This is a genomic window from Methanoregula sp. (assembly GCF_041645475.1).
Taxonomy (GTDB): Archaea; Halobacteriota; Methanomicrobia; order Methanomicrobiales; family Methanospirillaceae; genus Methanoregula.
Map to the genome: position 1 here is coordinate 60731 of NZ_JBAZQA010000005.1, position 14905 is coordinate 75635.

The following is a 14905-nucleotide window of genomic DNA, read 5'->3' on the forward strand; positions in this document are numbered from 1 at the left end:
ATTGGTAAACCGGGTTTATCCTTCTTAATTATTCAGGATCAATACAGAAACTATTTTTTTGCCAACACCGGACTGATACGTATGGCTGAAGTCGATCCAGAAGCGCTGGCGGATGTTGCGTATGGCATCTTCGAGCACCTCCTGAACCGCAGGCTGCGGGAGCAGGGCAGATACCTGTACATGTTTGTTGAAGGGGGCATCGACTTCAAAGGAGATCTTCTCGCGATCTTTGATTCGTTCGGGCAGGAATACCCGCAGCTCGCCGATGCAATGATCGCCCGTTTCACGGATGTCGACACGATCTACCGCATGCTGTGCGAAGGGGAAGGTACGATCCCCTCAAAGACCGCCCAGATGTACTGGATCGTGCTCGATGCGCCCGGTAGTGCACCCGAAGCAATAGAGGATGAGAATGCCGGGAAATGGCTGATCTTCCAGGAACCGGATCTTGCCGATGCTGCATGGAAGAAAGTGAGGGATGCAACGGTGGCACTTGAACTGGGTATTTCTGCAAAGGTGAGCACGGCTAAACCCAATCCCGATTCCCGGGACAACCGCAGGGTGATCTACGTGTACACGAAAGACTGGGCAGACGAGGCGGATGTCATGCGTGTGCGGGAGAAACTCCGCTCACTCGGCTTTGTCGATCGTATCGGGTACAAGCGCAACATCGAGACGTTTGCCGGAGAGTACGCCAAGAAAGGCAAGAGGGTAACGTATTATTCCGCATAATTTCACCTTTCAGGGTCTCATTGGATTGTTAAATCCGGCAGGATATTCCTGTTCAGGATCTTTTTTCTGCTTCTTTTTTTCTGATACTACGGTTATCCGCGTCCGTTTTTTAAAAAAGCCCATCGCCCCTGTGATCTTTGCCGGTCAAAGCCACTATAGCCTCACGGGGTGTGATCCGGTGAACCCTGTGGTATAAACATGAGGTCAATATGCGAAGGAAATCTGCCGGAATACCTGAAAAATCCGGGTACACCTGCAACTGCTGAAAAGAAACCAACTGATAAAAAAAGGATGCGGGATATTGAGATTACGCTTTCCTTTCCTTATTCTTGGGCCGCAGGTTCTGGTAACCGCACTTGCGGCAGCTGGTTGCACGGATTGCATTGCGTGCATTACAGTGCATGCATATTTTTACGTTGAGTAACCGGGCTTCGGCTTCTGGAAACTTTGCCATTATGAAACACTCCTGTTCGCCCTTATAACAAAGCTGTGAGACTTCTTAACCGTTTGTGTCATTTGCTCTGTCCGGCCGCGTGTTCCTGCAGGAACCAGTCCTGGAACGCGGCAAGTGCCCGGGCCCGGTGGGACATCCGGCTCTTCTCTTCCATGGGGATCTCGGCAAGCGTTGTTCCCCCGATCTCGAAGATCGGATCGTATCCAAACCCGCCATCCCCCCGGGGGTTGTGGGCGATCTGTCCCTCAAGTGTCCCCGGAAACACCCGGACCCCCGTTGCGTCTGCATAGGCAATCGCCGTGGTGAACCGGGCGGTTCGATCAGATTTGCCCTCCATGAGTTTCAGGATGCCGGCATTGCCGATGGACTTCTGGACATACGCGGCGTATGGGCCGGGAAACCCGGCCAGGGCATCGATGGAGAAACCCGTATCGTCCACAATGAGCGGGGCATTCAGCTGCCCGTATGCGAACCGGGCCTTTCCCTGAGCGATCTCCCCGACATCCTCGGAACGGTGCTCGGGGAGATCCAAGGCCACGTGCGTCACTTCGAGCAGGCCCCCGAAGAAGGCTGCAACCTCGCGGGCCTTGTTCGCGTTGCTGGTCACCATCGTTATCTTCAGAGGTACCGCCCCCGGAGTTCGATCTCGTGTTCCCGGGCGATGATATCGTCAGCCCCGTTGAATGTGTTCCTGTAACCTTCTTCGAATGCGGCCTTGAGACCGGCACAGCGGGACGGGGCGGTGCTCTCGAGGGTCTGATAGAGGACGTGGATGTCAACTCCCCGCTGTTCGATCTCCTGGGTGACCTGGGCAAGCCCGAAATCGATCATTGCGCAGGTACCATCCCCTTCGCGCAGGATCAGGTTGCTCGTTGTGAGGTCGCCATGCATGATCCCCGCGGTATGCAGGTTTCCAACCGCTCCGCCTGCCTTGCGGAGGTTTTCTTCCGTAAGATCATCGGTAAGGAGGGTGCCCCGGATCCGTTCCATCACGATGGTGTCGGCAGTGATATCGTACATGACGGGAGTTGGTACGCCGCCTTTGCGCGCTGCGTGGATGAGGCGCGCTTCGGCCCGGGTCCGCTCGGTGATCAGGCGCCGGTCCAGCGCGGGCACCCGGTAACGTTTTGCGATCCGGTGCTTCTCAATGGTGTCTGTGCCAAACGTGATCACTGCTTCAGCCCCGCGTCTCTCTGACCCGTCACTGTTTGCCCCGGATGGCACATGCCCCGTGGGGTCGTGTTTCCAGGTGACCGCGACCTCGTCTGACCGGAACGACGGGTTGACCTGCGAGGACTCAATCGGGAGCGATATGCCGCTCTCCAGCATCAGTTTTCCGGTATACGCGATCATGGCCCCGTTGTCGCCGAGATACTTCCTCTCGGGCACGTAGAATTGCGCTCCGCGATCCTCGCACATGGCCTGGAGCATCTCCTGCAGGCGCCGGTTTGCCCCGACGCCCCCGACAAGGAGCACTTCATCCTTACCTGACAAGGAGAGTGCCCTCTCGGTCACTTCCACGCACATGGCAAACGCGGTCTCCTGGAGGCTGTAACAGACATCCGAAAGCGGGGCCCGGCTCTCCTTTGCCGCCGAGATGAGGCCCGAGAAGGCAAGATCCATTCCCTTTACCGTGTAAGGAAGTTCGATATACTGGCCGCCTTTTGCGTTCTCTTCAATGAGCGGGCCGCCGGGATGGGGAAAATTTTTGGCCCGGGCGAACTTGTCCAGGGCGTTGCCGATCCCGATATCGAGCGTTTCGCCGAAAATCCGGTATCGCCCGTTGAGGTACCCTATAACCTGCGTATTTGCCCCGCTGGCGTAGAGAACGATGGGATCTGTGCAACCGGTGGCGAAACAACCAATCTCAACATGGGCAACGCAGTGGTTGACCCCGACCAGCGGGACATTGAGTGCAAGAGCAAGGGAACGGGCGGCCGTTGCGACCGTGCGGAGGCAGGGCCCGAGACCCGGCCCCTGCGAGAAGGCTATACCGGTCACCTTCATGGGTTCTGTAAGTACCGACCCGATGAGTTCTTTCATCACGGAGGCGTGATGCTGGGCTGCTTCGCGGGGGTGGATACCTCCCTGTGCAGGGCTATAGGGCCGTGATGCAAGAGAAACGAGATCGTGATCAAAAAGAGCGGCACTGAGATTCCAGGCAGTGCCCTCAATTCCGAGTATCTGCCCAAAAACAGGCATTGGTGCTTATTTTCTGAATTCAGTATATCCGCACTTGCCACAGGTGGCCCGGTCCTTGTGGTCCGCCATCATGACACCGGGTCCGCAGCGCGGGCAGTATTTCTTTGTGGTGGTAACCGTTGCGCCTTCAACCTTGAAGTACGCGCCCCTCTGGGGTCCTTTGGCCTTTGCTCCCTTCTTTGCTGCTGCCGCCATTCTTATGCCTCTTCCTTCTTCTTGGGCAGTCCGCGCGCTGCAAAGTGCGGCCGTTCGGTCTTGTTCCTGCTCTCTTCTGAATCGTAGATGCGTGCCGCGCCGGTGAGCTCTGTCTTGCCAAAGCTGCTGTTCAGGGTGTCAAGGGTAACCTGGTGCTCCTTTACGTTCAGGAGGGCGCAGAGTTTTCCGATGATCTGCATACGGGAGGGGGTTGCACCGTCGTATTTGAGGGTAAATTGAACCTCTTTTCTGGATAAAAGTTCATTTCTTTTATCGCTGGTGATCTCAAAGTCCATCGATATCCTGTAATTATTGGGAATCACTTTATTTAAAATATGACCCTCATCCTGAAGAATGGGTACAGAAAACAGGGATCTTCCGGTACTTGATCCTGCCTGGATCATCTACGGGTGAAATGGCTGAGAAATTTTTGAGCGGTTTCCTTGGCTTCCGGAGTAACGGTCCTCAATACCACTCCTTCATTAGGCTGGCCGTAGAGCACGATCGCACCCAGGGGGGCTGCAATCACCATCGGGATGACTGCCAGGTCTTCCTCTCCATCCACAACGATGGTCGTGGGGGGATGGGCGATTGCCTGGTCCAGTGCCGCGATCAGCTCATTGGTCAGGGTTCCCGCCGGGTTCTTCACGGAGATACAGGTGCCGGTAACGTCCGGCATCCGGCTGCATGGCGACCTCATCGTGTAACCGTCGACAACTGCCACGTCGGGAACGATCCTGTTCTTCTGGAGGTTATGTGTTACAACATCCCCTACAGCACAGACAATATGCCCGGAAAGGAGGGGAATTATCTCCTCGATCTCGCGATGGAGTTTGCCAAAGGGTTCCTTGAAGAGCCTGCGGTGCTCTTCGGGAAGGGTGAGCATCAGCGGACCTTCAGCGCGTAGCGGCCCGGAAGTTTGATGTTCATCCGTTTTGCTACTTCCGAGTTTTCCGGATCGATGATGACGAGGTAACCGGACCAGTCCTCGCTTAAGTTTGTTGTACCACAGACTACGCAGTTCTCGCCGTCAACTACGCGGTGGCAGTCGCGGCAGACCTTTCCCTGTTTCTTCTTATTCGCCGGAGGCATGCTCCTTCCTCTTGCCCTTTGCCTTTTCAGGTGCCTTTCCGGTGGTTGCGCCGGTCGACTCTCCTGCTTTCTCCTTCTCCTTTGCGATCTCTTCCTCGAGCCACAGTGCTGTGCCAAGGCCCGCCTGGCGCATGGTGAGGCCGATCTTGCTGTCTCGCGGCTCGCGCTCGTTCAGTGAGAGGGTGACCACACGGACGCGGACAACGTCCCCGACGCCGATATACCTCTTTGACTCCTGGCAGATGAGGCGGGCATTCTTCTCGTCGTAGTTGATGTACTCGTCGGAGATCTGGCTCACATGCAGCATGGCATCAATAGGGCCGAGGCTGACGAATGCGCCAAAGCTTGTTGTTTCCACGACAAGGCCTTCGATGACTTCCTGCAGGGCAAGTCTGAGTGCCATTGCCTCGAACCGGACATCATAGTAGACGCCGCCATCACCGGGTACGAGTTCTCCCTCGCCAACATCCAGCACTTTCGTGACACAGATGAAGATCCCGATCTCCTTATCGATGCTGCCCTCGAGCTGATCCTGCAGAACTTCGAGGATCACTTTTTCGAGTTTCTCACCAAGGCGCTGGGGGGGCACCCGCACCTTATCCTCAAGCAATAATTTATGATACATGTTTACCTCCGCAATATCTCCAGTTTTTTCTGTTTTCGTAATGAAATTACGCCAATGCCACGGGCAAAGAGCGCTTCTCTGATCCGCCTGTCGTTGGTCACCACCAGGCAGGAGTTCCGGGTCGCATATTCGATTACCTGTGCATCGATTGATACCGATTCCAGTTCCCCGCTTGGGAAAATGGTACACTTCTCCCCGAGCGTGAGACCACATCGGGCTGCAGCCCCGTCCCGTCCTTTCGCCCGCGAGAGTCCCGCAAGTTCCTGCAGAACCCCGGAGAGGACCATCGGCTCAAACGAGCCAAGGAGCATCCGGAGTTCGTCGAAGATATCTATCTGGAACTGCGCCGGCATCATCAGTGCATTTGCATCCAGAAGTACCTTCACTCGCTCAGTACACCCATCCCGATTAACCGCCAGCGTGCTCCCACCTGCCGGCTCATGGCGATCCGTGAGCCCACTTCTGCACATACCGGTCGCTTCAGAGCAATTTCCACGTAGTCTTTCTTGGTATTTGTCACGACACCGACCGTGACTGCAGTTCCGACCGATAGCATCAGCGGCTCGGAATGCTTAAGCGGCTCGATGATGAGCTCGCTCGTTGCACCGACAACGCGTTCCATCAGGGTGACGCTGCACCGGATCTTCTCCCATACCGGGGGAAGTTTTCCCTCGTGGCCCAGCACCTGGCCGGCCAGAGCATCGCTCTTGGTCAGTGCAGGATCGAGTTTGGTTCCTACGCCCAGGAGTCCCCCGGGAGTAGCAGTTCCAACGTTCTTTGAACCTGCACTGATGGACGTGATTGTTGTCGTGATGGGAATCCACTTGATGCGGTTCTCTACCTGTGTCTGCCTGCCCGGGCGGATTTCGATCTTGTCATCTGCGCGGAGGATGCCCCGAATAAGAGACCCCCCGACGACACCGCCTTTGACATCCTTCCAGTTGCAGCCCGGCTTGTTCACATCGAACGAGCGGGCGATCAACATGACCGGTTCAGCATTTGGATCGCGTTCCGGCTCGGGAATAACCCGGTCCAGTGCCTGGACAAGGGCTCCGATATTGATCCCTTTCTGTGACGAGACCGGAATAATTGGTGCGTTTTCAGCGATCGTCCCTTTGACAAACGCCTTGATCTCGTGATAGTTGTCCACCGCTTCTTTCTGGCTGACAACATCTATCTTGCTCTGGACGATCACGATATTCTTTATGCCCACAAGCTCAAGCGCCATCAGGTGCTCTTTTGTCTGCGGCTGCGGGCATCTGTCGCTTGCAGCAATCACGAGCATCGCTCCGTCCATAAGGGCGGACCCGGAGAGCATCGTTGCCATCAGCGTCTCGTGTCCCGGTGCATCGACAAATGATATGGAGCGGAACGGCGTTCCTTTACCACCACATTTCGGACATGTTTCACTTGTTGAAAATGCCTCCGTACCTTCGCAGGCGTCACACCGGTAAAATGTGGCGTCAGCATATCCGAGCCGGATGGAAATGCCCCTCTTCACTTCCTCACTGTGCCGGTCGGTCCATGTCCCGGTGAGTGCGTTGACGAGCGTGGTCTTGCCATGGTCTACATGACCCACGACGCCGATATTGACACTGGGAACTGTCACATCATGCAAATGAAATCGAACCTCCTTCTCTATTCTCTGGTTGAATCAACCATTGTATGATTTATTCTTATCAGGATCGAACGCACCAGATTTCGCGCCTGTCGATCCTGGTGTCCTGCCAATGGCAGGGACAAGTTCAATCGTACAAGTGATCATGATATTGTGGTATGGGTTGATAAAAATACCCGCGCCGGATTACCCGGTTCCTGATGCCTGAAGATTATCCACCGCCCTCACAGCTCTGATCGATGTTTTTGAGGGCATCCTGAAATCCGCTTCCACCGGCGTACTCCCGCTCCTGCTCGATGACCTGTTTTGCATCCACCTGTATTGATGATGCTACCCTGCTGTCAGCCCCCATGGCCGGGATGAGGTGATCGATACGATAGAGGAGCTTTGTACTGTCCAGCTCCGCAAAGGTCTCACCCCTTACCAGTTCCAGATGAAGAACTTTACCGGTCGTTCCTGTGCGGGGATACCGGACTTTCATCCCGAGAGTAATTTCATCAGCTAACATACCGGAGTATGAGCCTATCCCCCATATAAGCATTTTTTCCTGGAGACTGATCCGTACGATTCCGGAATATGCCCATTATAGCGATCAATCCTTCTGTAAATGATCCCTGAAAAAAATAAAAAAATTACTGGAGTGTCAGACCCTGCATGACTGCCGCTTCAGGGACCTCAAACTGGCGTCCCGTGCCCGCGATCTGGTATTTCCCGAGGGTCTTGACACCGTACGGGTTCCCTGTCGTGGAATAGGGGACAATGAACTCTCCGTTAATGCTCGACTGGCGGTAGGTGAAATTCCGTCCCGTGTTTGTAACAACGGGGACCTCAATGATTCCCTCTCCTTTGATGCGGGCGCCTTTGACATACTCGAAGACTTTCACGTACTTCAGATCGGTGGTCTTGGAATTCAGAGCATTTGTCGGAGATTCGTGAACAAGCCGGTAATGGCGGAGGGCAGGGACTTCATCGACCGGGTAAACGAGGGACGGGCTCATTGCCTGTGCATGATACCCTGCCTGTGCTTTAAGGTTGTATTGCTCTGCGTGAAGGAGAGCATTGGTTGAATTTGTTGCCTCGGCATCAGTCATAACCGGTAACGATACACCCGTCACTTCAGGGTCTGCATACTCAATGTAATATACCATGGAGGGTTGGGTCTGGGAACCGTCGAGATTGTGCAGTTTTGAGATCATGGTCTGGAAGTATGACCGGGTATTGAGCATGACGGATTCGTAACTGTCAGGATTATCCCTGCTAGGTGTAAGGAGAGTAACCTGGTAGGGTTTGCTGCCTTCGGATGAGTTATACCATGTCGCCATTGCCCAGAACTTGCCCGTATCCATCTCGACATCCGTGACAATGTACCTGGTCCCGTCATGATTGAGGATATCGTTGGCGGTATCTTCCGATGCAGACATGAAAAATGCAGCCGATCCCTGGGGTCCGGTTACCCCCTGCTGGAATGGGTTTGCATTCGGGATCCTCTTGGCAATGTAGGTGATCATGTGACCATAATCCCACCAGGACATGACACCATATGACTGGTTGGGGTACTGGAACGTTTTCGGGTTATATATGGTGAGGTAATCCACCCCGGTTTCGGGGGTGTTGTTTGCCATCCAGTCAAGTGATTCGCGCCAGTCCGGGTTCATTTGCATGGGGTCTTCCGAAGCACCCAGATAACTGATGGAAACCGATGCGTATACGAAGAGGAGGCTCACGAGCACCCCTGCAATCAGGAGACCTGCTGCAAGATAGTTCGTAGTGTGTGCCCCCGTCCCTTTTTTCTGGATGGTTTTCTTCTTTTTACTTCGTATAATGGGACTTTCCTTATTGGAATCTCCGCTTTCTTTTGAAGTTGTATCCTGGGGCAGATCCCCAGCCATCCCACGAACATCTCCCCATCCGCGGGCAAAGACAACGCTCATGCACGCTGCCGCGAGAAGGGCAACGTTGATGGCAAGATAATATTCGTACCGGACATGCTGCCATGTGGAAATCAGCATTATCAGTGACCAGACCAGCACGAATACCTGTTCCGGGTGCTCATCGCGGAAGTTGTTATACGCCATGACGATGATCCCGCCCAGCATAAGGATAAGTCCGAAATTAAACGTAGTCCATGCAAGAGCTGTAGACCACCCCCGGGCTTCCTGAACCGTGTCGGTTACTGGTGCCTGCCCGAAAAACGCAAAGAGACTGTTCACGAGAAGCGCATACATCTGCGGGCTGAAGATGGATAGGACAAGTGCAAAAAATACCGCTAACCCAGCAATGACCGCCGGAAAATAATACCGCTCTTTTGTTCTGAGTGCCCGTGCAATCAGGTACAGAACAATAGTACCTCCGATAAGGACTACATAGGCGTAGATGTGTCCAACTGAATAGTTGGACAGATCCATTCCCGTTGTTTTGAACCCGAAGAGAAGAAGACCTGCGGCTGCTATAAGGAATATGACCGTGTTGATAACAAGCAGATATTCACTTGTCCGGCCGCGGAGATGATCGATAACAAACTGTAGTACGGTGAATGCCCCCACGATCAGAGCGAAGAGGATCATCGTTGGCATAACGAAGAGGCCAAGGAGATAGGCGATACCGGCGAGACCCGAGAAGATGAGGGTTTTCTTATAGGTGTGGATCTTTTTGAGATCTATCGTGTTCTCTTTCTCGGAAAGGATTGCATACATGTAGAAAAGGCAGAATAACGTGGAAAAAAGAACCTCTGCGATATGATGGTCCATGTACCCGTACAGTGACCGGTAAAAAAACTGGCCGGTGACTATGGCGGTGAATCCCGATGCAAGAACTCCTGTCTTCCAGTCCCCGCAGCACTTACCAACATAATACATTATGACAACGGTTGCCACTCCCATGAGCGGGGGAATAAGAAGGCCAAGGCTGATTATTTCAGGACGGGTCGAAGCACCGGTCAGGAAACAACAAACGGCAATAATTGTGGGAAAAAGCGGGCCCCAGTATATGTTTGACCCGCTGGGATAGAGGGTCATGGGATCAAACCATGCATACTGGGGGAAATTTGCAAGGATCTGCTCCACCTGGCGGAGGTTGTAGAGGGGATCATCGCTCGCTACCATCATCAGGATATCCGTGTTCCCCATGGAGAACAGGGGGATCAGACGAATCCAGAGTGCAAAAAGAGAAAATAGTGCGACAAGCCCGAAAATCAGGTATTGCTGATATTTTTTAAGATCTGGAAATTCCATGAAACCATCCTTTCTTGGGTATTAGGTTTCACCGGAAATCATTAATAAATTTGGATAAAACACCTAAACAATCCGGCTAAAAATCCCCTCAAACTGTCTTGATTTATCTCTCCAGCTGTTTTCTTTGGGATTTGTGGGAAATGTAACCGGGTGATCCATCAGGGCTTTGATGTGGGTGATATATTCTTCCTGTGTCCGGTAAACAAAGAGGTTGGGTCCACCGATTTTTTCTACATCTGGCATCGGACGCATAACGATAGGTTTGCCGCAGGCGGAATACTCAAAATATTTATTGGGAAGGGCAATATCTCCCCATTGGGGGGGGGATAAGGGAATCGTGCAGGCATCCATGCAGGCAATATACCGGGGGAGTTCATTGTATGGCTTGAGGCCGGTAAAAATGACCTGGTTGGCAACCCCGAGATCCCGAACCAGTGTTTCGAGTTCCTGCTGGTAATCAGTAAAAAGGGATCCCCCTACAACCAGAATCCTGGTGTCCGTCCGGTACCGGATCAGATCCGGCAGGGCCCGGATCATCTCGTCGAGCGCATACCACCTCTCGACACTCCCGCAGAACCCGATGACAAATGCATCTTTCCCTATCCCCAGTTCGCAGCGGGCCGGACTCCCATCCATTGGTTTGAAAATGTCTGTATCTACCCCGTTTGTGATCAGTTCTGCAGAAAAACCGAACTTCCTGAGTTTTTCTACAAGCGCGGGTGAGACCGTTGTTATTATATTACAATTTTTCAGATTGTGTTTAGTTATCGCCCAGACACTTCTTCTTACGATATCCTGCAGGAACCGGTTCTTGAAATATGCTGCAGCCGAGTCAGGAAACCAGTCTTTGAGGTCAAATATCACGGGAGTCTTATGCTTTTTTGCTGCATGAATCACGGCTGAACCTGCAAGAACATGGGCTGCGACAACAACGTCAAAATGCTCTTTTTTCAGGAGGCGTTCAAACGCATAGTAGTGATACGGCGTGTTGACGGTGTAATGGAGGAGCGGACTCTGAAGCGGGATTAACGTGGTCTCGTCCACGGTAAGTTTCGTTGGCCTTGGTGCACACCTGCTGACATGGAAATGTGCCACATGGACTTCGTGCCGCTCGGCCAGGATCTCAAATATATTATGATGTCGTGACAGGACCGGGTGATGGATATAATCCTGCGAGGATACAAGAAGGATTTTCATGACCGTTCGTCCTGAAATAAAATCTGTTACAGGTGTATTTACCGGAGTTTCCCGTTTTTTAACGTTCCGCTACCGGTCGTGGAAGATCCCGCATTTTTGCGGGAGAGCCAATAGCAAGCATCCTGTCCGGAACATCTCTTGTCACTACTGATCCGGCAGCGACAAGCGCACTCTCCCCGATGCATACCCCGGGGAGGATCGTAACATTGGCACCAATTGCAGCCCTGTCCTTTATTGTTGGACCTGCCATCTGCCCATAGGATGGGGGGTATCGATCGTTTGTCAGGACTGCGTTGGGTCCGATGAATACCTGGTTTCCGATCCGGGTGTCGGTAGGGATATAGACCATACTCTGGATGCTGACATTGTTCCCAATGGTGACTTTTCCGTCTATCACCGTTGAAGTTCCGATGGCAACATGGTTTCCGATCCTTGTATTTTCCCGGATCATCACATTATGACCTGTCTGGAAATCATCTCCAATGATCACATCGCAGTAAATTATTGTCCCTGATCGCAGCGTGGCATTATTTCCTATTATCGAACCGATAAATCCCTTCTTATCCATATTTTCGCGGGAGGGAAACCCTACCGTTACGGGTTCGAATATCCTGGCATTTTCTCCTATTTTATTCAGTCCATATTCTATCATTCCACGGTCACACTCTTTGCAAGATTTCTTGGCTTGTCAACATCGCGGTTCAATGCCACCGCGGTATGATATGCGAGGAGCTGGAGTACCACAAGACTGGTAAGCACTTGGACAAAAACAGAAACCGGTGGAATACCTATGAAATGGTCGACAATTTCTGAAACTTCGCTGTCGTTCTCACAACCAATCGCGATCACCGGAGCGCCCCGGGCTTTCATCTCTTTGATATTCGAGATCATGACCCCGTAAGTTTCCCCTGGCATACAGATTGCGATCACCGGAGTCTCCGTTGATAGTAGGGCAAATGGCCCGTGTTTGAGTTCACCTGCCGCGTATCCCTCGGCATGGATATACGAGATCTCCTTCATTTTGAGGGCGCCCTCAAGGGCGACCGGGTAAAACGGCCCTCTCCCGACAAAAAATACACTCTGTGCATTTATGCATAATGCGACCGCATCAGAGATATCCATAAGGAGTACCTCTTCAATTGCCTGGTGAGCTTTCAGGAGGCTCTCATCATCTTTTTTATCGCATATCAGGTTTACTATTTGCATCATAACGGCAAGTTGTGCAGTAAAGGATTTTGTTGCGGCCACACTCATTTCCGGCCCTGCCCGCATAAAAATGGTCATGTCCGCAACCCTGCTGATGGTACTCCCGAGGACATTGGTGATTGCGAGCGTTTTGCAGTTATGGGTTTTTGCCTGACGGATGGCTGTGAGCGTATCGGCAGTCTCCCCGGATTGGGTGATCCCGATAACCCGCCCCTCCACTGGCGGAGGAAAATACCTGAATTCGGAAGCAAATTCAAGACGGGCTGGAATGCCGCAGGATCCTTCCAGGAGATATTTGAAGATCATACCAGCATGATACGAGGATCCACACGCAACAATTGTAATGGATGCCGGATGGCAGTCGATGAGACTGGAAACCGTATCCGGGTTAACCGCACGTACCGTGTTATAGAATGCCTGGGGTTGCTCGTAGATCTCCTTAAGCATGTAATGGGCGAATCCGCCTTTCTTGACATCTTCGAGTGACCAGTCGATGAGTTCGACCGGGCGGGTCACTGGTTGGCCCTGGTTGAAAATCTCCAGTTTTCCCCGGGTGATGAATGCCACATCGCCCTCTTCTAGGAAAATTGCCCGTTCCGTATGTTCCAGAATCGGGGTCATATCTGAAGCAGCGAATAACTCCCCGTCCCCGATACCGATCACGAGGGGGCTTGCATTTCTTGCTGCAATGATACAATCCTCTTTTTTGGAAATGACCAGCAGTGCATAGGATCCTTCCAGCAGGGGGAGAATGTCCTGTACTGCAACAAGCAGGCTTTTTGTTCTGGTATAATGCTCTTCAACAAGATGGGCGATAACTTCCGTATCGGTCTCTGATCGGAAGGTATGGCCCCTTGAAACGAGCTGCCGTTTGAGCGCAGCATAGTTTTCAATGATCCCATTATGGACCACGGCGATAGTACCGGAACAATCCAAGTGCGGGTGGGCATTGATATCGTTTGGGGCCCCATGGGTTGCCCATCTCGTATGCCCGATTCCTGTTTTTCCCGTCAGTTTCATGGCAGAACCGGCATTATCTGATATCCTGCCCCGGTGTTTTACCAGTTCAATCCCATTACCGAGGGTGGCGACACCAAATGAATCATACCCCCGGTATTCGAGTTTTTTAAGCCCTTCAACGATGATCGGGGCGGCCTCTTTCCTGCCAACGTATCCGACTATGCCGCACACGTCATATCACCATACTATCGTCAGGGATACACCGGGTGGTCAGGGATCTGCACCCTTCAATAATTGTATTATTTCCAACCAGGGAGTTCCGGTACCGGGTGAATGGCCCGCTTTGTACGCTGTCTCCAATGATGGCACCGAATTCTGATAGTATCGCAGTATCCTCGATTTCCATGAGTCCGGTTCCCATCGTAATTGACGTATGATCTGCCAGGTTGCAGCGTTCCCCGACTACTGTGTCTGTTACCCGAGAATGCGACCCAACTGAAGAGTCGTCCATAATCAGGCTGTTTCCGATAAAGGAGAACGGCTCAAGCGCGACTCTCGAACCGATGCTCGTATTGGGCTGGATACAGCAGTTTGGCCCGATCGTACAGTCGTTCCCAATGACAACAGGGCCGGTGATAACCGTATTAGGCCCTATTGTTGTACCTTTTCCGATCCTGACCGCACCCTGGATAATCGTCTGTCGGCTTGCCATGCCCTCACGTGCAGGTGTGAGTGTGCTCAAAAGACGCCTGTTCATCTTAAGAAGATCCCAGGCAAAGATTGCATCCTGCCAGTCATCGGCAGGTATTCCCAGTACCTGGCGACCATCTTCTATCATGGCAGATATCGCATCCGTGAGATCATTTCCTTTTATATACTGAAAAACATTATGTGTTAGGGAATATATCCCAGTACTAACCATGAAACTTGGGGCGTGCTCCGGTTTTTCCACGATGTGGGAAACAAATCCCTCATTTAAGAGAACCACCCCGAAATTGGAGGGATTGGGGTGTTCCTTGACCAGCATAGCATTGGGGATATCTTTTATCCGTGCAATGGAATGTGGATCGATATAGTTGTCCCCTGGGAGAAGCAGGAAATCACCGTGTATTTTTGATTCTGCACACTGGAGGGCATGTGCAGTTCCCAACTGTTTGTTCTGAACAACAACGTCAATGGGAATTTCCAATTGGTTCAGGAACCGTGTTACCTGCTCTTTCCGGTATCCTACGACTACGATGATATCCCGGATGCCGTTTTTTACAAGGGCATCGATAACATATTCGATGATGGGGCGGTTTGCAACCGGTATCATCGCCTTGGGTCTGCTTCTTGTCAGTGGTCTGACCCGCTTTCCCTCTCCTGCTGCCAGAATAACTGCCTGCATCGTTTAC

Annotated in this window: 17 protein-coding genes; 1 reads left to right on the forward strand and 16 read right to left on the reverse strand. The window is 52.5% G+C overall.

Features of this window, described 5'->3' with window-relative positions:
* Positions 1-81 precede the first annotated feature (81 nt).
* Positions 82-732 carry a putative phosphothreonine lyase domain-containg protein gene (locus tag WC598_RS06055; protein WP_372960585.1) on the forward strand — a complete coding sequence of 217 codons (651 nt, stop codon included), beginning with the start codon at positions 82-84 and terminating at the stop codon, positions 730-732.
* 307 nt (positions 733-1039) lie between these two features.
* Here the strand turns inward: WC598_RS06055 and WC598_RS06060 are convergent, their stop codons facing one another.
* The 16 genes from WC598_RS06060 to glmU all read right to left on the reverse strand — a co-directional run bounded on the left by WC598_RS06060 (position 1040) and on the right by glmU (position 14898).
* Positions 1040-1186, reverse strand: a complete 147-nt coding sequence (locus tag WC598_RS06060; protein WP_292544608.1) for a 50S ribosomal protein L40e — start codon at positions 1184-1186, stop codon at positions 1040-1042.
* Positions 1187-1244: 58 nt separating this feature from the next.
* Entirely contained in the window at positions 1245-1796 is a 552-nt protein-coding gene (gene rdgB, locus WC598_RS06065; RefSeq protein WP_372960586.1) for an RdgB/HAM1 family non-canonical purine NTP pyrophosphatase, read from the reverse strand.
* An 8-nt stretch (positions 1797-1804) separates the two neighbouring features.
* On the reverse strand, positions 1805-3388 hold the full coding sequence (locus WC598_RS06070; protein ID WP_372960587.1) for a bifunctional N(6)-L-threonylcarbamoyladenine synthase/serine/threonine protein kinase: 1584 nt from the start codon (positions 3386-3388) through the stop codon (positions 1805-1807).
* 6 nt (positions 3389-3394) lie between these two features.
* The gene (locus WC598_RS06075; RefSeq protein WP_320162437.1) at positions 3395-3583 is read right to left on the reverse strand and encodes a 30S ribosomal protein S27ae; all 189 of its coding nucleotides are present in this window, start codon (positions 3581-3583) and stop codon (positions 3395-3397) included.
* Between the two features lie 2 nt (positions 3584-3585).
* A complete protein-coding gene (locus WC598_RS06080) occupies positions 3586-3879 on the reverse strand; it encodes a 30S ribosomal protein S24e (protein WP_372960588.1) in 294 nt (97 codons plus the stop codon).
* A 104-nt stretch (positions 3880-3983) separates the two neighbouring features.
* On the reverse strand, positions 3984-4469 hold the full coding sequence (locus WC598_RS06085) for a GTP-dependent dephospho-CoA kinase family protein (protein ID WP_372960589.1): 486 nt from the start codon (positions 4467-4469) through the stop codon (positions 3984-3986).
* On the reverse strand, positions 4469-4675 hold the full coding sequence (gene spt4, locus WC598_RS06090) for a transcription elongation factor subunit Spt4 (protein ID WP_320162440.1): 207 nt from the start codon (positions 4673-4675) through the stop codon (positions 4469-4471). Before spt4 ends, WC598_RS06085 begins: the two co-directional genes overlap by 1 nt.
* Positions 4659-5300: a DNA-directed RNA polymerase gene (locus WC598_RS06095; RefSeq protein WP_372960590.1), complete on the reverse strand. Its 642-nt coding sequence runs from the start codon at positions 5298-5300 to the stop codon at positions 4659-4661. Before WC598_RS06095 ends, spt4 begins: the two co-directional genes overlap by 17 nt.
* Before the next feature lie 2 nt (positions 5301-5302).
* On the reverse strand, positions 5303-5686 hold the full coding sequence (locus WC598_RS06100) for a PIN domain-containing protein (RefSeq protein WP_372960591.1): 384 nt from the start codon (positions 5684-5686) through the stop codon (positions 5303-5305).
* A complete protein-coding gene (locus WC598_RS06105; RefSeq protein WP_372960592.1) occupies positions 5683-6918 on the reverse strand; it encodes a translation initiation factor IF-2 subunit gamma in 1236 nt (411 codons plus the stop codon). Before WC598_RS06105 ends, WC598_RS06100 begins: the two co-directional genes overlap by 4 nt.
* A 211-nt stretch (positions 6919-7129) precedes the next feature.
* Positions 7130-7426, reverse strand: coding sequence for a DUF2098 domain-containing protein (locus WC598_RS06110; protein ID WP_372960593.1), 297 nt, complete (start codon positions 7424-7426; stop codon positions 7130-7132).
* Between the two features lie 124 nt (positions 7427-7550).
* On the reverse strand, positions 7551-10148 hold the full coding sequence (locus WC598_RS06115) for an oligosaccharyl transferase, archaeosortase A system-associated (protein WP_372960594.1): 2598 nt from the start codon (positions 10146-10148) through the stop codon (positions 7551-7553).
* Positions 10149-10211: 63 nt separating this feature from the next.
* Entirely contained in the window at positions 10212-11345 is a 1134-nt protein-coding gene (locus WC598_RS06120; protein WP_372960595.1) for a glycosyltransferase, read from the reverse strand.
* A 58-nt stretch (positions 11346-11403) separates the two neighbouring features.
* The gene (locus WC598_RS06125) at positions 11404-11997 is read right to left on the reverse strand and encodes a DapH/DapD/GlmU-related protein (RefSeq protein ID WP_372960596.1); all 594 of its coding nucleotides are present in this window, start codon (positions 11995-11997) and stop codon (positions 11404-11406) included.
* Positions 11994-13742 carry a glutamine--fructose-6-phosphate transaminase (isomerizing) gene (glmS, locus tag WC598_RS06130; RefSeq protein ID WP_372960597.1) on the reverse strand — a complete coding sequence of 583 codons (1749 nt, stop codon included), beginning with the start codon at positions 13740-13742 and terminating at the stop codon, positions 11994-11996. The genes WC598_RS06125 and glmS overlap by 4 nt, the downstream gene beginning before the upstream one ends.
* 1 nt (position 13743) lies before the next feature.
* On the reverse strand, positions 13744-14898 hold the full coding sequence (glmU, locus tag WC598_RS06135) for a bifunctional sugar-1-phosphate nucleotidylyltransferase/acetyltransferase (protein ID WP_372960598.1): 1155 nt from the start codon (positions 14896-14898) through the stop codon (positions 13744-13746).
* Positions 14899-14905 lie beyond the last annotated feature (7 nt).